The 22,469-nt window shown below is 62.6% G+C and carries 21 protein-coding genes and 2 pseudogenes; 12 read left to right on the top strand and 11 right to left on the bottom strand.

Features of this window, described 5'->3' with window-relative positions; translation table 11 throughout:
- The first annotated feature begins 96 nt into the window (after nucleotides 1–96).
- Together ACH79_RS45030 and ACH79_RS06825 are read left to right on the top strand one after the other, a co-directional pair.
- Nucleotides 97–787 (top strand): annotated as a pseudogene (locus ACH79_RS45030) (molybdate ABC transporter substrate-binding protein).
- A gap of 10 nt (nucleotides 788–797) precedes the next feature.
- Nucleotides 798–1,301, top strand: coding sequence for a hypothetical protein (locus ACH79_RS06825; RefSeq protein WP_161850331.1), 504 nt, complete (start codon nucleotides 798–800; stop codon nucleotides 1,299–1,301).
- On the opposite strand, the gene ACH79_RS06820 is transcribed toward ACH79_RS06825, so the two are convergent.
- A complete protein-coding gene (locus tag ACH79_RS06820; protein ID WP_161850330.1) occupies nucleotides 1,279–1,521 on the bottom strand; it encodes a hypothetical protein in 243 nt (80 codons plus the stop codon). The genes ACH79_RS06825 and ACH79_RS06820 overlap by 23 nt on opposite strands.
- A gap of 162 nt (nucleotides 1,522–1,683) precedes the next feature.
- Between ACH79_RS06820 and ACH79_RS06815 the strand changes: the two genes are divergently transcribed.
- Nucleotides 1,684–1,992, top strand: a complete 309-nt coding sequence (locus ACH79_RS06815; RefSeq protein ID WP_161850329.1) for a hypothetical protein — start codon at nucleotides 1,684–1,686, stop codon at nucleotides 1,990–1,992.
- Between the two features lie 61 nt (nucleotides 1,993–2,053).
- Here ACH79_RS06815 and ACH79_RS06810 read toward each other — a convergent pair whose 3' ends face one another.
- Entirely contained in the window at nucleotides 2,054–3,079 is a 1,026-nt protein-coding gene (locus ACH79_RS06810; RefSeq protein WP_161850328.1) for a lytic transglycosylase domain-containing protein, read from the bottom strand.
- A 123-nt stretch (nucleotides 3,080–3,202) separates the two neighbouring features.
- Here ACH79_RS06810 and ACH79_RS06805 point away from each other — a divergent pair, with 123 nt between their 5' ends.
- From ACH79_RS06805 to ACH79_RS06790, 4 genes are all read left to right on the top strand, one after another.
- The gene (locus tag ACH79_RS06805) at nucleotides 3,203–4,387 is read left to right on the top strand and encodes an MFS transporter (protein ID WP_161850327.1); all 1,185 of its coding nucleotides are present in this window, start codon (nucleotides 3,203–3,205) and stop codon (nucleotides 4,385–4,387) included.
- Nucleotides 4,388–4,442: 55 nt separating this feature from the next.
- On the top strand, nucleotides 4,443–5,393 hold the full coding sequence (locus tag ACH79_RS06800) for an oxygenase MpaB family protein (protein ID WP_161850326.1): 951 nt from the start codon (nucleotides 4,443–4,445) through the stop codon (nucleotides 5,391–5,393).
- A gap of 91 nt (nucleotides 5,394–5,484) precedes the next feature.
- Nucleotides 5,485–5,829 (top strand): hypothetical protein, encoded by a 345-nt coding sequence (locus ACH79_RS06795; RefSeq protein WP_161856245.1) that lies wholly within the window; start codon nucleotides 5,485–5,487, stop codon nucleotides 5,827–5,829.
- A 206-nt stretch (nucleotides 5,830–6,035) separates the two neighbouring features.
- Nucleotides 6,036–7,826, top strand: coding sequence for a peptide ABC transporter substrate-binding protein (locus ACH79_RS06790; RefSeq protein ID WP_161850325.1), 1,791 nt, complete (start codon nucleotides 6,036–6,038; stop codon nucleotides 7,824–7,826).
- A 510-nt stretch (nucleotides 7,827–8,336) separates the two neighbouring features.
- On the opposite strand, the gene ACH79_RS06785 is transcribed toward ACH79_RS06790, so the two are convergent.
- The 9 genes and pseudogenes from ACH79_RS06785 to ACH79_RS06745 form a co-directional block, all read right to left on the bottom strand.
- Nucleotides 8,337–8,927, bottom strand: a complete 591-nt coding sequence (locus ACH79_RS06785) for an NYN domain-containing protein (protein WP_161850324.1) — start codon at nucleotides 8,925–8,927, stop codon at nucleotides 8,337–8,339.
- A 135-nt stretch (nucleotides 8,928–9,062) separates the two neighbouring features.
- Nucleotides 9,063–9,512 (bottom strand): annotated as a pseudogene (locus tag ACH79_RS06780) (cupin domain-containing protein); the annotation flags it as partial.
- A 254-nt stretch (nucleotides 9,513–9,766) separates the two neighbouring features.
- On the bottom strand, nucleotides 9,767–11,437 hold the full coding sequence (locus tag ACH79_RS06775) for a thiamine pyrophosphate-dependent enzyme (protein ID WP_161850322.1): 1,671 nt from the start codon (nucleotides 11,435–11,437) through the stop codon (nucleotides 9,767–9,769).
- Nucleotides 11,438–11,500: 63 nt separating this feature from the next.
- On the bottom strand, nucleotides 11,501–12,388 hold the full coding sequence (locus ACH79_RS06770; RefSeq protein WP_161850321.1) for a branched-chain amino acid aminotransferase: 888 nt from the start codon (nucleotides 12,386–12,388) through the stop codon (nucleotides 11,501–11,503).
- Between the two features lie 40 nt (nucleotides 12,389–12,428).
- The gene (locus tag ACH79_RS42875; RefSeq protein ID WP_202639183.1) at nucleotides 12,429–12,659 is read right to left on the bottom strand and encodes a hypothetical protein; all 231 of its coding nucleotides are present in this window, start codon (nucleotides 12,657–12,659) and stop codon (nucleotides 12,429–12,431) included.
- Between the two features lie 218 nt (nucleotides 12,660–12,877).
- Nucleotides 12,878–13,972, bottom strand: coding sequence for a homoserine O-succinyltransferase (locus ACH79_RS06760; RefSeq protein ID WP_161850320.1), 1,095 nt, complete (start codon nucleotides 13,970–13,972; stop codon nucleotides 12,878–12,880).
- A 27-nt stretch (nucleotides 13,973–13,999) separates the two neighbouring features.
- Nucleotides 14,000–15,274: an O-acetylhomoserine aminocarboxypropyltransferase/cysteine synthase family protein gene (locus tag ACH79_RS06755; RefSeq protein WP_161850319.1), complete on the bottom strand. Its 1,275-nt coding sequence runs from the start codon at nucleotides 15,272–15,274 to the stop codon at nucleotides 14,000–14,002.
- A gap of 83 nt (nucleotides 15,275–15,357) precedes the next feature.
- Nucleotides 15,358–16,302 (bottom strand): amino acid--[acyl-carrier-protein] ligase, encoded by a 945-nt coding sequence (locus ACH79_RS06750; protein WP_161850318.1) that lies wholly within the window; start codon nucleotides 16,300–16,302, stop codon nucleotides 15,358–15,360.
- A gap of 28 nt (nucleotides 16,303–16,330) precedes the next feature.
- Nucleotides 16,331–17,554: an acyl-CoA dehydrogenase family protein gene (locus ACH79_RS06745; protein ID WP_161850317.1), complete on the bottom strand. Its 1,224-nt coding sequence runs from the start codon at nucleotides 17,552–17,554 to the stop codon at nucleotides 16,331–16,333.
- 237 nt (nucleotides 17,555–17,791) lie between these two features.
- Between ACH79_RS06745 and ACH79_RS06740 the strand changes: the two genes are divergently transcribed.
- The 5 genes from ACH79_RS06740 to ACH79_RS06720 all read left to right on the top strand — a co-directional run bounded on the left by ACH79_RS06740 (nucleotide 17,792) and on the right by ACH79_RS06720 (nucleotide 22,386).
- Nucleotides 17,792–18,061: an acyl carrier protein gene (locus ACH79_RS06740; protein ID WP_161850316.1), complete on the top strand. Its 270-nt coding sequence runs from the start codon at nucleotides 17,792–17,794 to the stop codon at nucleotides 18,059–18,061.
- 130 nt (nucleotides 18,062–18,191) lie between these two features.
- Complete coding sequence (locus tag ACH79_RS06735) at nucleotides 18,192–20,009, top strand: long-chain-acyl-CoA synthetase (RefSeq protein ID WP_161850315.1); 1,818 nt, start codon at nucleotides 18,192–18,194, stop codon at nucleotides 20,007–20,009.
- Nucleotides 20,010–20,050: 41 nt separating this feature from the next.
- Nucleotides 20,051–20,296 (top strand): acyl carrier protein, encoded by a 246-nt coding sequence (locus ACH79_RS06730; RefSeq protein WP_161850314.1) that lies wholly within the window; start codon nucleotides 20,051–20,053, stop codon nucleotides 20,294–20,296.
- Nucleotides 20,283–21,665, top strand: coding sequence for a class I adenylate-forming enzyme family protein (locus ACH79_RS06725; protein ID WP_161850313.1), 1,383 nt, complete (start codon nucleotides 20,283–20,285; stop codon nucleotides 21,663–21,665). The genes ACH79_RS06730 and ACH79_RS06725 overlap by 14 nt, the downstream gene beginning before the upstream one ends.
- A complete protein-coding gene (locus ACH79_RS06720; RefSeq protein WP_161850312.1) occupies nucleotides 21,658–22,386 on the top strand; it encodes an SDR family NAD(P)-dependent oxidoreductase in 729 nt (242 codons plus the stop codon). The genes ACH79_RS06725 and ACH79_RS06720 overlap by 8 nt, the downstream gene beginning before the upstream one ends.
- The last annotated feature ends 83 nt before the right edge of the window (nucleotides 22,387–22,469 follow it).

Raw genomic sequence — 22,469 nt, 5'->3', positions numbered from 1 at the left:
GGCGTTCGCGGTTCTCCTGGTCACGATGGCGCCGGCGATGGCAGAGGAAACGGTGTTGCTCACGCCGCCGGCAGCTTGCGCGCCGCATTGAGCGAGGTGGCAAAGGCGTTTGAAGCCGCAAACCTCGGCAAGGTGCAGGCAAAATTCGGCGCCTCCGGTTTGCTGAAGGACGAGATCGCGGCGGGTGCCAAGGCGGAGGTGTTTGCCTCCGCCAACATGGAGCACCCGCAGGCGCTCGCGCAGGAGAACCGCAGCGGGGCGGTGGTGCTGTTCGCGCGCAGCCGGCTGTGCGCGCTGGTGCGGCCCGGTCTCGACGTCGCGCCGGCCACGCTCATGGACCGCATGCTCGACCCGCAAGTGAAGCTCGGCACCTCGACGCCAAAGGCCGATCCGTCGGGCGATTGCGCCTGGGAGGTTTTTGGTAAAGCCGAGAAGATCAGAACCCGGCGCATTAGCGACGCTGGAGAACAAAGTGCTGCAGCTCACCGGCGGTCCCACGAGCCCGCCCGCGCCGCACGGCCGCTCGATCTATGGCGAGCTCATCGCGCAAAACGCCGCCGATATCTTTCTGACCTATTGCACCAACGCGCTCGCCGCGCAGCGCGAGAATCCGGCGCAGCAGATCGTGCAACTGCCCGATGCGCTCGCGGTCGGCGCCGATTACGGCCTGACCGTGCTGAACGGCGCCTCGGCACCGGCGTACAAATTCGCGCTGTTCATCCTGTCGGCGGATGGCCAGCGCATGCTGGCAAAGCACGGCTTTGCCGCGCCGGCTCTGCCGAAGTAGGAGACTTTCGATGCTTCGCTCCTTCCTCGTCGCCGTCGCGCTGATTGCCTTGCTCGAACCGGTCGCGGCTGATGACGGCTGCGAAAAATTCGCATGGTCCTTGGCAAGCGAACGCGCAGCGTTTGCGGCGGCGGACAAGCCCGCGATTGCCGCGGGCGAGACCCTGGCGGCGCTGCCATCAGGCGCGCTCCTGATCCGCCCGCAGCCGGGAGCGCAGGCCTCCTTCGCCATGCCGCCGGAGCGCAAGCCACGAACCGAGCCATGGCACGGCGGCATGGTACGCCTGCCAGCGCTATCAAAGCCCGGCATTTACCAGATCACCTTGTCGGAGGATGCCTGGATCGATGTGATCGAGAACGGCCGCTACGCCCGCTCCGTCGGCAGCACCGGCCGCGGCGATTGCCCGGGTATGCGCAAGAGCGTGCGGCTCGATCTCGACGCGAGCCCGGTGGTGCTGCAGGTGAGCGGCGTTTCCCCGGATACGATCGCCGTTACGTTTGCTGCGGTGGAATAGCCTTGCAGGCGGCGTCCGATTCGTGCGCGCCGTCGTCGTCTGTTGACTTGACTGTCGGGCTGCTGATCAGCCGATAGGTCGGCACCCACGCGCTGTCCCATGTTTCGAGCGTGGTGCCGCAGGCCGTGCACTCAAAGCTGTCGATCTCGCGCGAGGGCGCTATCGCTTCGGTGCGATGGTAGATCGCGCCACATCGGCAATGTCGCTGCTTTTCGATCACAACGAATCATTACGCCGCGACTCATCGCCGGACAACGCTACTCTTGTCGCAGGAACTTCGCGTTCATCTTCGTGAATATTTGTTCAAGGAGCGTTATGTCGCACACCGGAACGTCAGGCGCGCCGGCTGGTTAGCCCCAGACACGTTTACTGGAGTTCGATGATGAAGAAGCTAGCTATCGTATTCGCCGTTGGTGCTGCTGCGCTGATGGGAGGTTCCGCAGCCAACGCCGCCGACAATGCGGTGAAGGCAAAGAGCGCGACGAATGCCGCCCAGACTTCCACCGATTTCAGCGCCCAGCACCGCCACTGGCGTCATCACCACCACTGGCGCCATCATCACTACCGGCCCTATTACAGGAGCTATAACTACTACGCGCCGCGCGCGTATGGCTATTACGGTCCCCGCTACTATGGTCACCGCCACTACGGCGGCCCTGGCGTAACCTTCAGCTTCGGCAGCGGCTGGTAAAGCAGACTCACGAGATAAAAGCCCGCGATCCTCGCGGGCTTTTTTCGTTTGAGGAATAGCGTTACAACTCCCGCGCCGCCCTCGATGATTTTCGGCCGGAAGATTCCGATGCGAGGCGCACGGCGGATTTCTTCCCTGATTTCCGCGCTGCCAGCAGCACAACGCGTGCCTTGGCCTTGCTCGCCGCCGCACGGACGCGTCGGGCTACCGAACTCGCCGCAACGCGCAGCTTCCTGACGGCCGCGTACTTCTTCTCCTCGACCTCGCCGGCTTCCGCCTTGCGCACCATCGCGCTGGCCGCAGGCGTCAGGTCGACATTGACAGTGGCGACCTGGTCTTGCCGCGACAAGCCGCCGACGCCCTCGCATGGCGCCTTGTGCGGCAGATCGGTCGGCATGTGGACGGTGCTTTCCTCGTCGATCCAGGCCTCGGCCTTGTGACCCGTGATGATCTTGACGTAAGCGCGCGTCTCCTTCGGCAAGCCACCGCGTCGCGACAGCCACTTCTCGATCCGGCCGCCGCCTGCATTATACGCAGCCGCCGCAAGCCCGAGATTGCCGAACTGATTATGCAGCTTGCGAAGGAATTTTGCCGAGGCCGGGATCGCCTGCAGCGGATCGAACGGGTTTTTCAAGCCCATCTCGACTGCCGTCTGCGGCATGAACTGCGCGATGCCTCGCGCGCCTGCGGAACTGACTTCCGTCGCTTTAAACCTGCTTTCCTGCCAGAGCAGGCGCACGAAGAATCCGATCGGAATATCGTTGTCCTCGGCGGCCGTCCTCACCGCTTCGCAGATCACATCCGCTGATGAGGGCTCCTCGTTGATCGAGGCGGCTGCATGAGCATTGGCATCGGCTGCCGTTGTCTTCTCGTCTGGCGCAGAAACGACGTTCGTCGCGTCCAGTTGTTGCGAAGACTCCGCCGATGCGGTCGCAGTTCCCGGCTGAGAATTTGTTCCCGCAGCGGGTTCCGATTGCGCTTCGGCAACGACGAAAGATGGTTCGGCCCATATTGATCCATTGCCGGAACTTTCAAGATCCACCGCGATCACAAACACAGCAATCACGGCGGCGAAAACATATCGCATCAATTTTCCATCCATGGTGTGTGAAGGCGGTCGGTTAGAATTTGGATGTGGAAATTTCGCGGGCGAACTGCGGCAGAGCAGTGTTCTTATCGCCCGTAATTTTACCGAGTGGAACTTTGGAACATGCGCGTCAGCGGACCGCTCGCCTACATCGCGCTTTACGCCACGCTGTACGCGGCGTTCGGCGTGGCGTCGCCATTCTGGCCAAAGTATTTCGAAACCAGATCGCTCACGCCCGAGCAGATCGGACTGATACTGGCGGCGGCGTTATTGGTGCGCCTTGTCGCAGGACCACTCGTGGGGATGTTCGCCGACTTCCTGCAATCGTTGCGCCTCGTGCTCGCATTCTGCACGGTCCTGGCGGCTGCAGCGGCCGTGGCACTGCTACGCGCGGATGGCTTCTGGTTATTGTTGCTTGTCGCGTTGGTGCAAGCAGCGGCTTTGGCTCCCACGACGTCGATCGCCGACGCGCTGTCGGTCAACGCCGCCAGGCCCCAGATGGCGGGAAGGCCGTTCGAATACGGCTGGATCCGCGGTGCCGCGTCCGCGGCTTTCGTCTGCGGCACGCTGATCATCGGACAGCTCATTACTTCCAGCGACCTTACGCGTGTGATCTGGCTGAACGCGGCCCTGCTGATCGCGGCCACTGGCGCTACTGTGCTGGTCCCCAGGGCTTCTACTCCAACTGCGCCGCATATCAGCGCATCGAAGCTTGCGCGCGAAATCCGCGGGCTGCTCGGGATTGCGCGGTTTCGAATCCTGATCCTCGTCTCGGCTCTGATCTACGGCAGCCACGCCATGCATGATGCCTTTGCCGTGATCCGGTGGAGCAATGCCGGCATAGACACCTCCGTGATCAGTGTCCTGTGGTCGGAAGCCGTCGCCTCAGAAGTCATCGTGTTCTTCCTGGTCGGCCCGGCATTGCTCAACCGGTTCGGCGCGCGTGGCGCGGCGGTGCTGGCGGCCGCGGCCGGAATCATCCGCTGGTCGGTCGCCGGGACAACGACCTCAGTAGTGGCGCTCGCGGTGGTACAGCCGCTTCACGGACTGACATTTGCCCTGCTGCATCTCGCCTGCATGCGGATGATGGCGGTTCTTATTCCGACCCGCATGGCCGCGACCGCTCAAGCCGCCTACGCGTTCGGTTCAGGCGCGGTGACGGCTGCGCTGACGCTGTTCTCGGGTTTTTTCTACGCGAATTATGGGGGAGGGGCGTTCGTTGCGATGGCAGTTCTCTGCGCGCTCGCATTGCCGCTCGCCTGGTTTGGCTTTACCGATGCGCAAGATGCGTCTGCCCGTGCCCGCTGAGTTGCGGTAGAATCTGCCTCGCGAAAAGCAAGTCGATGGTTCGAAGGTTTGCCAATTGGTCTCGGAAAGTGATCTTGAGTCTGCGCTCGAAGTCGTCAGGGCCGGCGCCGCCGGCCCGAACGAGGGCATTTTTGGTCCTGCGTCGGTGACGTGGCGGATCGACCGGGAAGCCGTCATCTTTCTCGGCGCCGGACGCGCCTTGCTGCTTCAACTGGCGCATCCCTGGGTTGCGGCCGCCATCGCCGAGCACTCGCGCACCTTTGCCGACCCGATCGGCCGCTTTCACCGCACCTTCGAGGTGATGTTCACGATGGTGTTCGGTTCACTCGACAGTGCAACCGCCGCCGCCCGGCGCCTGCACCGGCGGCACGCCGGCATCTCCGGCAATTTGCCCGAGGCCATCGGCTGCTTTGCCAAAGGCTCACTCTACAGCGCCAACGATGTCGCCGCGCTGCGCTGGGTTCACGCCACCCTGGTCGAGACCGCCGCCATGGCGCACGACCTTGTCCTGCCACCGCTCTCGGCGGAAGAGCGCGAGCGGTACTGGACCGAAAGCCGGCTGTTCGGGTCATTGTTCGGGCTGAAGCCCGAGGATTTGCCGGCGGACTGGTCATCCTTCGCGGATTACACCGCCGCGATGGCGCAATCCGAAACCCTGTCCGTCAGCCCCGCGGCGCGCGACGTGGCCCAACAGATCTTCTCTGGCGCGCGGCCGTGGCTGCGGCCGCCGCGATGGTATCTGGCCCTGACCGCGCAGATGTTGCCCGAGCGGCTGCGCACCGGCTTCGGCCTCGATCTTGACCAACGCGACCGGAGAGCCGCAGATCGAGCGCTGAGGTGGATCGGCCGCGTATATCCATATCTGCCGGTCCGCCTCCGCTACGCCGGGCCCTACCACGAAGCCCTGGCGCGGCTGCAAGGAAAGCCCCGGCTCGACATGGCTACCCAATGGCTCAATCGGGCTTGGACCGGACGGCCGCAAATGGATGATCGTCGGGAGCGGTGAGATCGATGGGCATCGGCGTGTCATTGCAGTAAAAGGCCTGGCTGCCGGCGAATCCTGAAACGAACCTTGCGGAATGGGGCTTTTTGGACCGATGGACGAGGACGACCCGATCGAGGAGATTACGCGGATCGAAGCGCGGCTCGAGGAACTGGCCGAGACCGCCGAACGGTGCCGCAAGATCACGCTGGTCTCGAAATCGGTGATCGCCGCCGGGGCCGGATTGATGCTGGTCACCGTGCTCGGTCTGCTCGGATCCAATCAGGTCGCCGCCATCGGCTCGATTGCGGCGGTGCTGGGCGGCATCGTGTCGCTCGGCTCGAACGCCAGCACTTTGCGACAGACCATGGCCGCCATGAGCGACGCTGAGGCGCTTCGTTCGGACCTGATCGGCAGGATCGACCTTCGCGTGGTCGGCGACGAACAGCGTCACGCTTAATTCGCAGGCGATGCCATTGAGGCGCGATGTGTCAATTAAGTGGCACGGCCGCCGTCATTCCCATTGCCGACTGACGCCGCGTCATCTTGCCTCGGATCGGCTTGGCGTGATGGCGCAGATCCTGCTTTGACAGCTTCGCGCTGACCTGATCCATTTCCAGTATCGCGCGTGACGAGGCATTCAGCACCAGTTGAGGAGTTGGTCTCATGAAAGAACAGGAAATTCGAGACCTGATCGCAGACGTCAAGACCGGCCAGTTGTCGCGGCGGGCCTTTGTCCAGCAAATGATCGCCATTGGCCTTTCGGCGCCGATGGCCGGGATGATGCTGAGCCAGTGCGGGGTCGCGATGGCCCAGACCGCGCTTCCCTACAAGCCGACCAAGGCCGGCGGCGGCGGCGTGCTGAAACTGATGTATTGGCAGGCCGTGACCCTGCTCAATCCGCATTTTGCCGTCGGCACCAAGGATCAGGAAGGCTCCCGGATCTTTTACGAGCCGTTGGCGGGATGGGATGGCGACGGCAACCTGGTTCCGATCCTCGCGGCCGAAATTCCGAGCAAGGAGAATGACGGATTGGCCGAGGACGGCCGCTCGGTGATCTGGAAGCTGAAACGTGGCGTCAAATGGCATGACGGCATGCCGTTCACGGCCGACGACGTCGTCTTCAACTGGGAATATGCCAAAACACCGGAGACCGCGGCGGTTTCGATCGGCAGCTACAAGGACATCACGGTCGAGAAGATCGACGACTTCACTGTCCGCCTCACCTTTGCCAAGCCGACGCCGTTCTGGGCCGATGCCTTTGTCGGCAACTACGGCATGATCATCCCAAAACACCTGTTCAAGGATTACGTCGGCGCCAAATCGCGCGAGGCGCCGCACAATCTGAAACCGGTCGGCACCGGTCCCTATCAGTTCGTGGATTTCAAACCGGGCGACATGCTCCGCGCCAAAATCAACCCCAACTACCATGTCGCCAACCGGCCGCATTTCGACGAGGTGGAGGTCAAGGGCGGCGGCGACGCGGTGTCGGCGGCGCGCGCGGTGCTGCAAACCGGCGAATATGATTATGCATGGAACATGCAGGTCGAAGAGGAGATCCTGACGAAGCTGGAAGCCGTCGGAAAGGGCAAGTTGAGCATCACGACGTCAGGCAACGTCGAATTCATGCAACTCAACTCGACCGATCCCGCGGTCGAGGTCGATGGCGAGCGCGCCAGCATCAAGACCAAACATCCGCTGTTCAGCGATCCGGCCGTGCGCCAGGCCATCAATCTCCTGATCGATCGCGCCTCGATCGAGAAATTCATCTATGGCCGCACGGCGCGGGCCACCGCGAACTTCCTCAACAACCCGGAACGCTTCCGGTCGAAAAACACGAAGTTCGAATTCAACATCGAGAAGGCCAACCAGATCCTCGAGGCCGCCGGCTGGAAAAAGGGCAGCGACGGCATCAGGGCCAAGGACGGCAAGCCGCTGAAATTCGTATTCCAGACCTCGATCAATGCGCCGAGGCAGAAGACCCAGGCCATCGTCAAGCAGGCGTGCCAGAAGGCAGGCATCGACGTCGAGCTGAAGTCGGTGGTGGGATCGGTATTCTTCTCCTCCGATACCGCCAATCCCGACACCTACACGCATTTCTATTGCGATGCGCAGATGTACAACACCACCATGCCGCAGGCCGATCCGCAGTTCTTCATGAACCAGTACGTGTCGTGGCAGGTGGCGAACAAGGAAAACAAGTGGCAGGGGCGAAATGTCTCGCGCTGGCAAAGCAAGGAGTATGACGAGACCTACAAGCAGGTCGAACAGGAGCTCGACGCGGTGAAGCGCGCAGCACTGTTCGTCAAGCTCAACGATCTCGTCGTAACGGACAATTACATCCAGCCCATCGTCTCCCGCACCCGGGTCGCGGCGCTCGGCGGCAAGCTGACCGCGCATATCTCGGGCTGGGACGCCGATCTCTGGCAGCTTGGGAGCTGGTATCGGGAAACGTGAGAGCGGGATTTGCCGTGACGGTAAGCGCCATTGGCCCGCCAAGCCGAAGCTTCAAAGCAGCGTAGGATCGCGAGTATCAGCGACGCAGCTGCAGAGCAGGCGGTCGTATCAACCCTGTCTCCCTTGCGCAACATCCGATGTGTTCCTCGCCTGGGAACAGCATTTGCGACTCCACACTCGAAGATATTCGGGTCAGTGTGTTCGAAGAGCCGGGGGTGGCGGATCGAGCGTTTTTCATACGGATGCATTTGAGCCCGGTGAGCCGCAGCGCGAAAATGCCTGCGGTCTTTTCACTCCAGGACTAGAGCATGATCCGGAAAAGTGGGTACCGGTTTTCCCTCGCGACAAACGCGGAACGCGTTTGCGCGGAGATCATGCTCAAATCAAAGAGATAGAGCGGGATGACGATTCGAAGAAAAGTCATCACGCTCTAGTCTGCGCGGCTGCAATAAGGAAAGAGCAAGACCACGCATCGCGCGTGGAGCGTTGCTTGATCATTGAAGGTCGTCGTCAGCTGTCGTGACGGTGCAAGGATAATGTGTGATGGCGCGCCTCGCGCGCGGCCGGCCGCTCGGACGGGTCGCGGCCAAGCTTGGGCTTCAAATCCACGAGGTCGATGAAAGCGTCGGCCTGCCGCCGAAGTTCATCGGCAATCATCGGAGGATGGGTGGCAATGGTCGAGACGACGGTGACGCGAACCCCTCGGCGTTGGATCGCCTCCACCAATGGGCGGAAGTCGCCGTCACCTGAGAACAGAAACATCTGATCGATATGCTCGGCAAGCTCCATGGCATCAACAGCGAGTTTGATGTCCATGCTGCCCTTCGCCTTGCGATGGCCGCTGGCGTCGGTGAACTCTCTCATCGGTCTGGTGGCCACGGTATAGCCGTTGTAGTCGAGCCAATCGATCAGGGGCCGGATCGACGAATACTCCTGATCCTCGATGACCGCAGTATAGTAAAATGCGCGAACCAGCGTGCCGCGACTTTGGAATTCAGTGAGCAGTCGCTTGTAATCCACATCGAAGCCAAGCATCTTGCTGGTCGCATAAAGATTGGCGCCATCGATAAGGAGCGCGATCTTGGTGGAGGAAGCTGACATTCAGGCGTGGCTCCCAAATCGAACAGCAAGGCACAGGAAACATCAGTTCACATTGTGTGTTTTGCGGCGCCACGAAAAGCGGGCCGGAGCGACATCGTAAGTAGCAGCCGTGGCCGTTGAATTACTTGATTGGACAGAACCTGGTTGTCGCGCGGAGGGACGCCCGCCGGGCGCGAACAAGATCTGCTTGAGCTTGTTGATGGCACGAACGGCGTAGCCTAGTCCGAACGGAATGGTCTGGCGGAAGAAGGCGATCTTCCTCACATGACCCTCGACATGCCATTTGACGCACGCACCTTCGCGGAACAATATCACGTCACCGACGCCATAACGCCGCGGCGGCATGCCATTGCTCTCGAGCACGATCGATCCTTCGAGGATCATGATGGTCTCGTCGACGTCGTAGTACCAGTTGAACTTGCCCTCGGTGCAGGACCAGATAATGGTCTTGGTAGTGCCGCATGCGCTCGTCGACAGCACGTGCTCGCGGGCTTCCGGATTGCCCTCGAGGATCCAGTGTGGCTTGATCGGCGACGGTTTGAGATCCACATTGCAATGGCCGGTTTCAACTAGCGCAAGCGGCATCGATGACCTCCAAGGATTGAAAAAGGATGCACGGCTTCAAAAGAATTCCGGTGGCGGCTAGAACAACGAAGATCAGATTATCTCAAAATTAATGAAGAGGCCAAATTTGCCGAAGATTAACTGGGGTGCTCCGTTCAACGGGTCGCTCGACGCGAGTTACCTCTAACGAGGCACCTCGGGGTGAGCCGAAACATGAGATGAAGCTGGAGCGTGAGCCAGGCAGCGTCGTTGCTTTCGTAGCTTCGCCTTGAATTTCAGGCTACTGGAACACTGTGTACGTCAGCCGACACTGCAGCGAGGGACCGGTCAATTGTTTGACATACATCGGATCGAACTTCGATCACAACGGGTCCGGTCACCGACATTGCTTCCGCTACGACATCGGCCACTTCCGCTGCGTTCGTGATGGTATAGCCCTGCGCGCCGAACGCGCGGGCAAGGGCCGCAAAGTCGGGATTGGACAGGTCCGTGCCCCAAGGACGTTTGGGAAATGCTCTTTCCTGATGGGTACGGATGGTGCCGTATGACCGGTTATTGGAGATCACGATCTTTATATTGAGCCGGCGGGCAACGGCAGTTGCTAATTCATTCCCGGTCATCAGGAAGCCGCCGTCGCCGCAGAACGCGATCACCTGACGATCCGGATAACGAAGGCCCGCGCTCAATGCAGAAGGAATACCGCTGCCCATCGCGCCGCAGGCGGAGCCGAGCAGTCGGGCTGACGGCTTGAAGCGGAAAATCCGGTGTACCCACGCGGCAAAGTTGCCGGAGTCGGTCGTCACGATACCATCTGCTCTGAAAAGTTTGGCGATGGCCGCAACCGCATGGCCAAGGACATCGGCGCTGGGGGTACGCTGCTCAGGCCACGCATGTACCGCTTCCCGGGTTTTGGCTACGGCTTCGATCCACTCACCGCGCTCGCGTTCGATGGCCGGTAGCTCGAGCGAGGATCTTACGAAGGGATGCGCCGACGCCACGATCGGGAGATCCGTATGGAAGTGAGTCCCGATCGCATTCGGGTCGGGGTAGACGTGAACCAGAGGCTGAGACGTCGGAATTTGTCGCGGAAACCGAAATCCCAGGGAAGATAAATCGCCGAGCCGAGTTCCGATCGCAACGATCAGGTCCGCTCGCTCAAAGAGCCTGACATGAGCCGGCGACATGAAGAAGCCAAGATGCCCGATCCAGAGCCGGTGATCGTTCGGATACTGATCTTGCATCTTGGTGGTGACGGCGACAGGCACGTTCCAGTGCTCGCTCAGTGCGACCAGATCCTCGCGAAATTCTGCAGTGCGACACTCTCCTCCGACCAGCAGAATCGGTCTCTCCGCGTCGCCAAGCAAGGTGGCCGCCTGTTCCACGGCGGCGCGGCTGGGCTCGGCTCGCGCAACGCCGTGAACCCTGGCGGAGAGCTGACCGGCCTCCATCTCGAGAACATCAGCAGGAAGCTCGATCACAACTGGCCCGGGCGTGCCGCCAAGCGCCGCGGAAAATGCGCGTGCCATCATCTCGGGCACCTGGGCGGCTGAATCGATTCGAGTGGACCATTTGATAAGGCCACTGAACGCGCGCCCCGTGTCGATCTCCTGCACTGCGTCACGATTCAAATTCGGCCTGTCGACCTGGCCGACCAACAATACGAGGGGTATCGCTTCCTGCGAAGCGACGTGGAGACCGATCGCCGCGTTGGATGCGCCCGGTCCGCGGCTTGCCATCACCACGCCCGCCCGGCCGGTGAGCTTGGCGTCGGCGATCGCGGCAAGACTGGCGCTTCCCTCGTGGCGGCAAGTCACCAGATCGATCTCGTCGCGTTCGTACAGGGCGTCAAGGAGCGCAAGAAAGCTTTCGCCGGGTACGCTAAATGCCCGGTCGACGCCATGCGCGATCAGAATATCCACGATCAGATCGGCAACCCGGAAAGCCATGCCACACCGCCTCAGTTAGAAGACCACCCCAGCCTGATCGACAAGATCACGCATCGATCCGTCTCACGCCGCAAGCTTTACGGCGTGCGCGAAATCCCAATACAGTTTCCGCGCGCGCGCATAGAAGGGGCCGGGCGTGAGCTGGCGGTCGTCGATCCGGATCACCGGTACGACCTTGGCGAAATTGCCGGTCGAAAAGATCTCGTCTGCCGTGAGGAAATCGGCATATTGCAGCGTGGCCTCAATCACGGTGACGCCTTCGCCGCGCAAAAGTTCGATCACCCGCTGCCGGGTAATGCCGTTCAGGAAGGTACCGTTCGGCGCGGGCGTGTAGACTACGCCATCTTTCGCCATGAACACGTTGGCATTGCCGAACTCCGCGACGTTGCCGAGCATGTCCAGCATCAGGCAGTTCTGGAAGCCGCGCGAGGCGGCCTCGATCAGCGCACGCGAACAGTTCGGGTAGAGACAGGCGGCCTTGACATCAACCGGCGCGCATTCGGCGGTCGGTCTGCGGAACGGCGACAGCGTGATCGCGGTGCCGACAGGCTTCGGGAGCGGCGCTTCGTAGATGCAAAGGCACCAGTCCGTCGTTTCCGGATCGTAGAGCACGCCGCCGCCGATGCCGCTCTGCGGCCAATACATCGGGCGGATGTAGAGCTCGGCATTGGCCGGGAAGCGAGCGATGCCTTCGTGCGCCAAGCCCAACCAGGTGTCGAGATCGACGGTCGGCTTGAGCCCGAATTTGATCGCGGATTCATTGACGCGCGCGCAATGACGGTCGAGATCGGGCGTGACGCCTTCGAAGGCGCGTGCGCCATCGAACACGGTCGACCCGAGCCAGAGCCCATGGGTGCGTGGCCCCATGATCGGCACATTGCCCTCGTGCCACTGGCCTTTGAAGAACGTCCATGTCCGGGAGTGGCTAACGGGCTTGCTTTCGGGAATCATGCGTCTCCTCCATATGGACGATTGAGCTGCGGTCCGTAGATCACCAGCTCGGTATCAGACAGATCGGCAAGCGAGGACGTTGCGGACCCTTGAAGTATTTGCGGCCGTGCCGTCCTTTGTAAAAGCCGACCAGGTCCTCCCTGCGGCCGTCGGCCGCGCGACAAGCCAGGCTGAGGCAGCCGTAGGCCGCGTGCCGTGCAAGCAGCGCGACGTCGGCTTTGGACAAGCCGTCGATCTCCTGCGCGTCCCGCGGCACGACTTCGACGCGCACGCCTTTGGCCGAACGCGACAGCACGGGAAAGGAGAAGAACAAGCCGCCGCAATACGGGCGGAAATCCTGGGCTTCGATGGTCGGCCAGGCCCAGTGCGCCGCGCTGATGTTGACGTGTCTCGCGGCATCGGATCATGGTCCGAACTCCGTCATGCGATCCAATTCCGCTTCTTCGTCAACGGGTCGTCAGCGCGAGCCCCTCCTTGCGCCTGCTCCCGTCACCCATGGTGCCCGAATGCAGGGTCTCCACTGCGGTGCGAGTCCGGCCTCGTTCGATTCCTTCCGCTAAGAGGCGGCGGCCTCGAGCGTGCGGCTCGCTGCGATGCCATGTACAGCAGCCAGTTGCGGTAGATGTGCCTCGCCGGCCGATGCCAAGCGTTTCTCAGATCTCTCGCCAGGCGATCGGCCGGGAAATCGGCGAAGAACTCCGGACATCTGTCGGACAGGGCTTTTCGCCGGTACGCGGTCAGGAGCTCTTCCGCCTCCATGCCAAAATAGCCCCTCGGTATGGTCGGACAGACTTCGTTCTCTCCGCGCAGGAACCGGCCCATGTCCCTTCTGTATTCGCCCAGCAGAGTCTGGGTCTCGTATTCCGGGTGGCCCTGGAAATGGACGAAAAGGCTCTTCTTCTGCTGTTTGACGAAACAGTCGACGCCAGACTGCGGCGACGTGGTGAGAACGGAGTATCCGCAGTTCACGAGCTCTCGCTCCGTTACCTCGTTCCAGCGGGCATGCGGTATTCTGAAGGTCGCGGGAACGTTGTGCATCAGGGGATGCCTTGTCGTCTTCGTTTGAGCGAAGACACCGATGCATTTGGCAGGCAGCTTGTGGCGCTCCACGCCGTCCATGTGCAGGACGGCACCATGGACGGCCAGACAGGAATACACCGACGACAGGGTATTCTCCCTGGCCCAGTCGACGAGCTGGACGAAAGAGTTCCAGTATGGCTCCTCCGTCAGGTTGGCGGCTCTCGGCTCGGTGCCGGTCACGATCACGCCGTCCAGGCCTCCGTTCAGCAGATCGTCGGTGCTGCGGTAGTATCGACGCACGTAGTCGTGCCCCCATTCCGAACGGGGCGTCGTCGCCATCGTGTAGAAGTGCAGTCTGACGACGAGCCTTTCGGCCGCCGCACCGACCAGATCGAATATCTGGCGCTCGGTGGACATCAGGGCGGCGTCGGGCATGTTGTTGATCAGCCCGATATCGAGGCACTCCACGCGGCTTCCCGGCGACGCCATCGCGGCGGTGCCTCCGTTCGGCGCTCTCGAGAAGAGGTGATGTTCGTGCGAGTCTATGTCGATTAGCACAGGCATCGGGATGCCTTCATGGTTGACTTGAAATCAATCTGCGGCATGTAGCGCCTGATCGAGGTCGGCGATGATGTCGTCGACGTGTTCGATTCCTACGCTCAGCCTGATCATCTCGGGCCGCACGCCGGCCTTCTCCTGCTCTTCGGGCGACATTTGCCGGTGCGTGGTCGATGCGGGGTGGCAGGCGAGCGATTTCGCATCGCCAATGTTGACCAGCCGCTTGACCAGCTTCAGCGCGTCATAGAACCGCTTGCCGGCCTCGAACCCTCCGGCCACGCCGAAGGTCAGCAGCGAGCAAGCCCGGCCGCCCAGATATTTTTGTGTCAGCGCATAATAGGGGCTGTCTTGGAAGCCCGCATAGTTCACCCATGCGACGCGGCGGTCATTGCGCAGAAACCGCGCGACCTCCTCGGCATTCTCGACGTGCCGCTCGATGCGCACCGCGACGGTCTCGATGCCCTGGAGCAGCAGGAAGGCGTTCATCGGCGCCAGAATGGAGCCAGTGTTCCTCATGGAGACGGCGCGGCAGCGCGCGATGTAGGCGGCGGCCCCGTACCGTTCGGTGAAGACCAGCCCGTGATACGATTTCTCCGGCTCATTCATCATAGCAAAGCGCCGGCCATGCTCTGTCCACGGGAATTTGCCGCCGTCGACGATGATTCCACCAAGCGTGGTGCCGTGTCCGCCCATGAACTTTGTCAGCGACTCCACCACGACATCAGCGCCGTATTCGATCGGTCTTAGCAGGATCGGGGTAGCCACCGTGTTGTCGACGATCAGCGGCACGCCGTGCCTGTGGGCGACGTCGGCCATTGCTTCGATGTCGCAGATATTTCCGGCCGGATTTCCGACGCTTTCGCAGAACACCGCCCTCGTGTCGTCGTCGATCAATTTTTCCACACTCGCCGGACGGTCGTCTTCCGAGAACCGGACCGTGATGCCCTGCTGCGGCAGGATGTGTGCGAACAGCGTGTAAGTGGTGCCGTAGAGTTGCGGGACCGACACGATGTTGGTGCCCATCCCGGCGATGTTGATCACCGCATAGTTCACTGCGGCCTGACCGCACGCCACGCTAAGCGCGTCGACGCCGCCTTCCATGGCGGCTACGCGCTTCTCCAGCACCGCGTTGGTCGGGTTGCCGATCCTTGTGTAGCGGAAGCCATCCACTTCGAGGTTGAAGAGCGCGGCGCCATGGTCGGCGCTGTCGAAGGCGTACGAGGCCGTCTGGTAGATCGGCACGGCGACGGCCTTGGTGGTCGGATCGTCTTCGAAGCCGCCGTGGACGGCGAGGGTCTCTCTTTTCATCGAGGTTGGCCCTTCGGCTCTTCGGGCGCGGGCTACCTCGGGAGTTCGCTGGTGCATTGCAGTTCCTCGAACGCTGAACTCGTCTAGCGGTCCATCCGCGGAAAGCCGAGCAGGTCCCGCACCGCGTTCGGCCATCTGGCGACGTTGCTGCCGTGGGTGTGGAACATGGCGACGGCGAGGCGATCCATGCCGAAGGCCACGCAGGCGGTATGGGCCGGCTGCCCGGAGGAATCCACGATGCCCCAGGTGGTGCCGAAATGATCGCGGTGATAATTGAAGCTCATGCAGGCGGTCGGCTGCTCATCGGAGCGCAGAGGGATCAGCAACTCGAATTTCAGCGCTTGCTGCTGCTGGCTCACTGCCTTCATCCGTCCGACCCGGCCGAAGAACGGATCGCTGGCGTAATCGATTCTGAACGTCAGCCCGAGATCGGTGGCGATCTCCTTTGCAAGCATCATCCAGCGCTCGCGGAATTGCGAGACGTGATCGGGGCTGCCGATGCAGACGTATTCGCGCATCCTGAAGGACTGCAGCCGGTCGAGATGGCGCGAGGGCTCGCGACGGAAGCAATCGGCGGCTACGTCGAAGCACCAGCCCTCCGCCGGCACCGGGCCGCGGCTCGCCGCGATCGGATAGACGGGATAGCAGGCGGCCGGCGACAGCACGAGGTCGGCCGGCGACAGCGACGCGGTCCAGTCTCCCCCGGCATCGAAGCGGTCGACTGCTCGGTCGATCTCACTTTCCGTGCCATGCAGACCGCAAACGCAGCCCAGGAGGTTCGGGAAACTCTTCAAATAGCCAGACCGCTCAAGCTGGCCGCGGTTCATGACGGGAGGGAAGCGCATCACCTCGGCGTCCGGTTCGCGATACCGAGTGATCAGCGCCGCAAGCCGCTCCACGACGTCTTCATAGAGCGCGGTGCGGCCATAGACCCCCGGAGAGCCCAACCGGTAGAACAATACATCGGCGAGATGGTCTAAGGGATCGGCGGCTTCTGCCGGTGCGGCGGCAAACATGGCCACGTTCATGTCAAGACCCATTCGTTCGAGAATAAAATCAGTCGCGCAGGGAGGTCGGCACGGCGCTCATCAGCGTGGCGGTACCCATACTGGCGAGGATGCGGTCGTTGTTGATCATGATTGGAGCCGAGAGCACGTCGCGGAGGTGCCGGCCAATGCTGACGTCGGTGTCGTTGCGGTAACCGGACAAGCCGCAGGCGCGCATCGCGTGCAGCACAGTCGTAACGGCGAGCTCGGAGGCCTCCACCTTGAGAAGGTTGATTGACGACTGAAAGTCGATGGACGACAGCGCGCGCTCGTCCTGTTCGCGGGCCGCAAAGGAGTCGAGATTCGCCGCGATCATGGCGCGCAGTTTGGTCAGCGTCATCTTGGCGGACGTAAAATGTGACGCTGCGGGGGGCATGTTGCCGCCTGACCCGCGTGCGGCCTTGCGGATAAATAGCTGTGCGCGGTCCACCGCAGCGGCTGCAATTCCCGCCCAGACCGACGACCAGCACAGATGAGCGACGGGCGTCATCGTCTGCGCATGGATCTTGTCGTATGGCACGGGGAAGATCTGTTCCGCGGTGCCCTTGAAGTTCAGCTTGAAGCCGGCGCTGCAGGTTCCGCGCATGCCGAGCGTCTCCCACGCCAGCGTGGGCTCGAGCGTATAGTCGTTCCGCGTGATAGCCAGCAGCACCTGATCGGATCCAGCGGCCTCGTCCGCGCGACGGGCGATGGTGACGATGCCGTCTGCCTCGGCGCCGTAGGAAATCACTGTCGCGTCGCGAGTCAGCGAGATCTCGGCGCCTTCGCGCTCCACCGCCGCCGAGCTGAAGCGAATGTTCCCGCCGTTCTGACCTTCGGTGGTTGACGACGCGAGCAGCAGCTGTTCGGCGGCTACGCGGCACATGAGCTTTTCGTGCCAGCCGCTGCCCGCGCCGTGGCGCACCAGACACGCTATCTTGGTCTGGTGCATCGCAAAGATCATCCCGGCCGATGCGCAGGCGCGGCCGATCGCGTAACACATGTCGGCTACGTCGGATATCGATGCGCCGTCTCCGCCGAATTCGATCGGGATCTGGACGCCCAGAAGCCTCTGCTCTCGCGCCGCGTCGATGGCTTTCCGCGGGAAGCGCGCCTCGCGGTCCACCGCTTCGACCTCCGTCGTCGCTGCCTCCGCGACGGCCGCCGCCCGCTGCCGGAACGAGGCTCGGTCAGAGTAAGCCTGGAGCTGGTTGCTTTCCGGGAAGTTGCGGAGCTGGACTTGCTGCACGTTCATGGCCAATGCCTCCCACTTGATAATCGGGCGTCCCGCACCGCGTCGAAATGAAATTCGCGCCAATGGAGGGGGCAATCTAGCCGACCGAGTCCGCGAAGTCGGCGGCGCAAAGGTGGATGTCGATGAGCGGCGCGCTTCCGGGCGAGGTACCTCCGAAGTAGAGCTATTGACCCGACTTGCAGTCAGCTATCGTCTCTTCGATTACGATCATGCCGCTACGCAATGTGTGGGGGTGAAATGCAGTACGTTAATCCCAGCGTCCAGGACCGTGTTCTTTTCGTCGTGAGAAGCGTCCTCGAGCAGAACGCGATCAAGGCGGATATTCACCCGGAGTCGCGGCTGGTAGACATTGGGCTGGACTCGATGGATATGGTCGCGCTGATGCTCAAGGTCGAAGCCGAGTTCGATCTCATCCTTCCTCAACCCGAGATCACGCCCGAGAATTTCCAATCGGTGAGGACGCTGGAGATGATGATCCTCAACCAGCTCGGACCCGGAACGGGATAAACGACTTGAACAGAAATGCTTCTTCGGCCGAGCGAAGCGGCATTCACATTGATCGCAAGTCGCGCCCGTTCCGGGGCGCTGCGTCACCCGCCGCGCCGAGATCGATCAAACCCATCTGCATGGTCAGGTCATGGAAGCAGCGGTGATCCAGCCGGCGACCGGAACAAGCGCTCCGCAGCGCGGTCCCTCCGTTGCCAAAACTTGGCTGAAGGCCATCGAGCTGACCTCGCAGATCGAGGATAGGCCGCATCGGCTCTTCGCTGACGTCGTGGACGACTGGGCGCAGCGGCAGCCCGGGCGCCCCGCGTTGCTCTCGGATGGTCAGACCTTCTCCTACGGGCAACTCGCCGCCCGGATCAACCGATATGCGCGCTGGGCACTGGGCCTGGGCATCCGTACCGGCAGCACCGTCTGCCTACTGATGCCGAACCGGCCGGACTACATCGCCTGCTGGCTCGGCATCAGCAGCGTCGGCGGCACGGTGGCGCTGATCAACACCAGACTGGTCGGGCGGTCGCTCGCCTACTGCATCGACGTCGCACGTGCCGATCATGTCATCCTTGCCGCCGAATGCGTGGATGCGGTGGAGACCGCACTTCCGCATCTGGACCGCGTGCCGCAAATCTGGAGTCTCGGTGCCGGCGGTGTAGGCGCCGACCTGGACGCGGCACTCGCCGTCGCGGATACAAGCCCGCTTTCCTCCGCCGAGCGCGGCGACGTCACGATCGATGGACGCGCGCTCCTCATCTACACCTCGGGCACCACTGGACTGCCGAAGGCGGCGAACGTCAGTCATCGCCGCATTCTCATCTGGGGTGGATGGTTTGCCGGGCTCACGGACGCTTCCGTGGACGACCGTCTGTATGATTGCCTGCCGCTCCATCATTCCGTGGGCGGTGTGGTCGCGCCCTGCAGCATGCTTCACGCAGGCGGTTCGGTCGCGATCGCAGAGAAATTCTCCGCGACAAACTTCTGGGACGACATCGTGAGTTTCGACTGCACGGTCTTCCAGTATATCGGCGAGCTTTGTCGCTACCTGCTGAAGGCGCCGGCGTCCGGGCTGGAAACAGGACACCGGCTGCGGCTGGCGGTCGGCAACGGATTGCGCGGCGACATCTGGGAGGCGTTCGCCGGGCGGTTTGCGATTCCTCGTATCCTCGAATTCTACGCGTCGACGGAAGGCAACTTTTCGCTGTTCAACGTCGAGGGAAAACCCGGCGCGATCGGCCGGATCCCGTCGCTGCTGGCGCATCGCTTTCCCGCTGCGATCGTGAAGGTCGATGCCGACAGCGGCAGCCCGGTCCGCGGCGCGGACGGGCTATGCGTGGGCTGCGCTCCCGGTGAGGTCGGCGAAGCGGTTGGGCGCATCGGCGCCGCCGATCGGGGCGGCGGTCCTTTCGAGGGGTATACCGATCCGGCCGAGACCGCGAAGAAGATCCTGCGCGACGTCTTTGCCGAAGGCGATGCCTGGTTCCGCACCGGCGATCTCATGACGCGCGACGAGCAGGGCTACTTCCATTTTGTCGACCGGATCGGCGACACGTTCCGCTGGAAGGGCGAGAACGTCGCGACGGGAGAGGTGAACGACGCGATCAGAGACTGCCCCGGCGTTCTCGATGCCTCCACCTATGGGGTCGCTGTTCCCGGCGCCGACGGCCGTGCCGGCATGGCGGCTTTGGTCGTGGATCAGGACTTTGATTTCTGGACCTTCGCGGAACACCTGGCGCGTCGGCTCCCGGTCTATGCACTTCCGATCTTCGTGAGGCTCTGCCGCTCGCTTGAGGCCACCGAGACCTTCAAGCAGAACAAGCAGCGGCTGATGCGCGAGGGATTTGATCCCTTAATCGTCGGCGACCCACTGTTCTTTCGCGATCCTGCGACTGGCGACTTTCGTCCGATCTGTCGCGCCGTCTACGCGAGCATCGTGGAAGGCAGGTTCAGGTTCTAGGCAATCGGCTCGAAAGCCGTTTTTGAGAGGTGAGGTGTTCCATGTCAGTAAGGTCGAGGATTTTCTCGGCGATGCAGCAGATCGCCAAAGAACAGAAGGTCAAGCTGCCGCCGCTCCAGGACGATCTATCGCTCCACGACACCGGGTTCGACTCGCTGGCATTCGCGATTCTGGTCGCGCGGCTGGAGGACGATCTCGGGATCGATCCGTTCACCATTGCGGACGATGCCGCCTTCCCGTCGACGGTGGGCGAGTTCGTCAGGGCTTACGAGAATGTCCCCGCCTGAGACCTTTGCGCTGCGCGAGTATCTCGGCCCGGAGCTGAAGGGCCGCACAATTTCCGATGCCCGGCACAGCGTATCGCTGACCGACATTCTCAGGCACAGCTGCCTGATCGGCAGATCCCGCGAACTGTCCGGCCGATCGGTGCTGCTTGCGGTGTCGGGGCAACTGCAGTCCGCGCTCGCCATGATCGAGCTCGACGGCGTTGCCCGCCGCATGCTTCTGTGCCCGCCCGACCTCGATCCGGATCACATCCGGGCCTTGCTTCCGGAGGCCGAGATCGATGCGATCGTGACCGATCGGCCGGATCGATACGATACCGGCGCATATCTGGTCGCTGGCGTCGGCCTGCCCGAACGTGCGGCCGCGGGATGGAGGACCGAACGCGCAACAGAGTGGCTGATGCTGACGTCGGGGACATCAGGGCTGCCGAAGATCGTTGGACATACGCTCGATGGGCTGGCCGGCGCGATCGTTGCCGACGGACCTGCGCGCCATACGAACGCGACCTGGGCGACGTTCTATGACATCCGCCGCTATGGTGGCCTGCAGATTTTCCTGCGCGCCGTGATTGGCGGTGGATCGATGGTGCTGTCGGAGCCCGGCGAAGCCATCGCGGACCACGTGGCACGGTTGCGTGCGGGCGGCGTCACTCACATCTCCGGAACGCCGTCGCACTGGCGCAAGCTCCTGATGAGCGGTGCGGCCGAAGACTTCTCGCCGCGTTATGTCCGGCTATCCGGCGAAATCGCCGACCAGGCGGTGCTCGATGCCCTGGCCCGCGCGTTTCCACATGCGTCGATCGGCCATGCCTATGCTTCGACCGAGGCCGGCGTCGGTTTCGCGGTGGATGACGGGCGCGAGGGTTTTCCCGCCGGTCTGATCGGGCGGAATCGTGACGGCGTCGAAATGAAGGTCGTCGATGGTTCGCTCCGGATCCGCTCCCACCGCACGGCGCATGCCTATATCGGCACGGCCGCACCGTCGCTCGCCGATGCCGAGGGCTTCGTCGATACCGGCGACATGGTCGAACTGCGCGGCGATCGGTACCACTTCATCGGCCGGCGCGGCGGCATCATCAACATCGGCGGGCTGAAGGTTCATCCCGAGGAGATCGAGGCCGTGATCAACCGGCACGAGTCGGTGCGGATGTCGCGCGCGCGGTCGCGCAAGAGCCCGATCACCGGCGCCGTCGTGGTCGCCGACATCGTCCTTGCCGACGGCACCAATGCGGATCGCCAGGAAACCATCCGCACGGAAATTCTCGCTCGGTGCAGGGACTCGCTTGCGGCATATAAGGTGCCCGCGGTGATCCGCTTCGTCGAGCGGCTCGACGTCACGGCGGCGGGAAAACTGGTGCGCGCCGATGCGTAACGTCCTTGTCACCGGCGGCAGCCGCGGCATCGGGCTTGCGATTGCGCGCCGGCTCGCCGCATCCGGCGACTACAACGTGGTCGCTGTCGCGCGCCGCGAGAGCGAGGGTCTGGGCCGGGCGATCCGCGAAACGGGAGCGGACCGACTGCAGTTCAGGGCATTCGATCTCGGCCGGACCGACGAGATTCCCGCCTTCGTCAAGGAGCTTCGCGATGCCTTCGGCGCGATCTATGGCCTCGTCAACAATGCCGGGATCGGCACCGAAGGGCTGCTGGCCACGATGCACAATTCCGAGATCGAGGCGTTGATCCGCCTGAACGTGCTGTCGCCGATCGTTTTGACCAAATATGTGGTGCGTCACATGATGGCCGACGGCGCCGGGCGCATCGTCAACATCTCCTCCATCATCGCCTCGACCGGCTACAACGGCCTGTCTGTCTATGCCGCATCCAAGGCCGCGGCCGGAGGCTTCACCCGTTCACTGGCCCGCGAAGTCGGCAAGCTCGGCATCACCGTGAACGCGATCGCGCCCGGCTTCGTCGACACCGAACTCACCAGGTCGCTGGACGACGACGGCCGCCGGCGCATCGCCGGCCGCAGCGCGCTGCGCCGCTTGCCCGAGGCCGATGACGTCGCTTCCATGGTCGAATATCTCCTCGGTGAAGGCGGCCGCAACATCACCGGCACCGTTCTGACCGTCGACGCCGGCAACACCGCCTGACCGCCGCGGCGGCAGGCTTGCATCGTCGCGGTGCACCGCGTCGCATCACCCGTGCTGCGAGCTGCTTCCTTCGACGTACCCCT

The sequence above is a fragment of the Bradyrhizobium sp. CCBAU 051011 genome, assembly GCF_009930815.1.
Lineage (GTDB): Bacteria > Pseudomonadota > Alphaproteobacteria > Rhizobiales > Xanthobacteraceae > Bradyrhizobium.
This window is presented reverse-complemented; position numbering and strand designations above follow the sequence as displayed.

What these genes read in the sequence shown, in the direction of transcription:
- ACH79_RS06825 (WP_161850331.1), top strand. Translation starts at nt 798, where the DNA reads ATGCTTCGCTCCTTCCTCGTCGCCGTCGCGCTGATTGCCTTGCTCGAA.
- ACH79_RS06815 (WP_161850329.1), top strand. Translation starts at nt 1,684, where the DNA reads ATGAAGAAGCTAGCTATCGTATTCGCCGTTGGTGCTGCTGCGCTGATG.
- ACH79_RS06810 (WP_161850328.1), bottom strand. Translation starts at nt 3,079, where the DNA reads ATGCGATATGTTTTCGCCGCCGTGATTGCTGTGTTTGTGATCGCGGTG.
- ACH79_RS06805 (WP_161850327.1), top strand. Translation starts at nt 3,203, where the DNA reads ATGCGCGTCAGCGGACCGCTCGCCTACATCGCGCTTTACGCCACGCTG.
- ACH79_RS06795 (WP_161856245.1), top strand. Translation starts at nt 5,485, where the DNA reads ATGGACGAGGACGACCCGATCGAGGAGATTACGCGGATCGAAGCGCGG.
- ACH79_RS06790 (WP_161850325.1), top strand. Translation starts at nt 6,036, where the DNA reads ATGAAAGAACAGGAAATTCGAGACCTGATCGCAGACGTCAAGACCGGC.
- ACH79_RS06785 (WP_161850324.1), bottom strand. Translation starts at nt 8,927, where the DNA reads ATGTCAGCTTCCTCCACCAAGATCGCGCTCCTTATCGATGGCGCCAAT.
- ACH79_RS06775 (WP_161850322.1), bottom strand. Translation starts at nt 11,437, where the DNA reads ATGGCTTTCCGGGTTGCCGATCTGATCGTGGATATTCTGATCGCGCAT.
- ACH79_RS06770 (WP_161850321.1), bottom strand. Translation starts at nt 12,388, where the DNA reads ATGATTCCCGAAAGCAAGCCCGTTAGCCACTCCCGGACATGGACGTTC.
- ACH79_RS06760 (WP_161850320.1), bottom strand. Translation starts at nt 13,972, where the DNA reads ATGCCTGTGCTAATCGACATAGACTCGCACGAACATCACCTCTTCTCG.
- ACH79_RS06755 (WP_161850319.1), bottom strand. Translation starts at nt 15,274, where the DNA reads ATGAAAAGAGAGACCCTCGCCGTCCACGGCGGCTTCGAAGACGATCCG.
- ACH79_RS06750 (WP_161850318.1), bottom strand. Translation starts at nt 16,302, where the DNA reads ATGAACGTGGCCATGTTTGCCGCCGCACCGGCAGAAGCCGCCGATCCC.
- ACH79_RS06745 (WP_161850317.1), bottom strand. Translation starts at nt 17,554, where the DNA reads ATGAACGTGCAGCAAGTCCAGCTCCGCAACTTCCCGGAAAGCAACCAG.
- ACH79_RS06740 (WP_161850316.1), top strand. Translation starts at nt 17,792, where the DNA reads ATGCAGTACGTTAATCCCAGCGTCCAGGACCGTGTTCTTTTCGTCGTG.
- ACH79_RS06735 (WP_161850315.1), top strand. Translation starts at nt 18,192, where the DNA reads ATGGAAGCAGCGGTGATCCAGCCGGCGACCGGAACAAGCGCTCCGCAG.
- ACH79_RS06730 (WP_161850314.1), top strand. Translation starts at nt 20,051, where the DNA reads ATGTCAGTAAGGTCGAGGATTTTCTCGGCGATGCAGCAGATCGCCAAA.
- ACH79_RS06725 (WP_161850313.1), top strand. Translation starts at nt 20,283, where the DNA reads ATGTCCCCGCCTGAGACCTTTGCGCTGCGCGAGTATCTCGGCCCGGAG.
- ACH79_RS06720 (WP_161850312.1), top strand. Translation starts at nt 21,658, where the DNA reads ATGCGTAACGTCCTTGTCACCGGCGGCAGCCGCGGCATCGGGCTTGCG.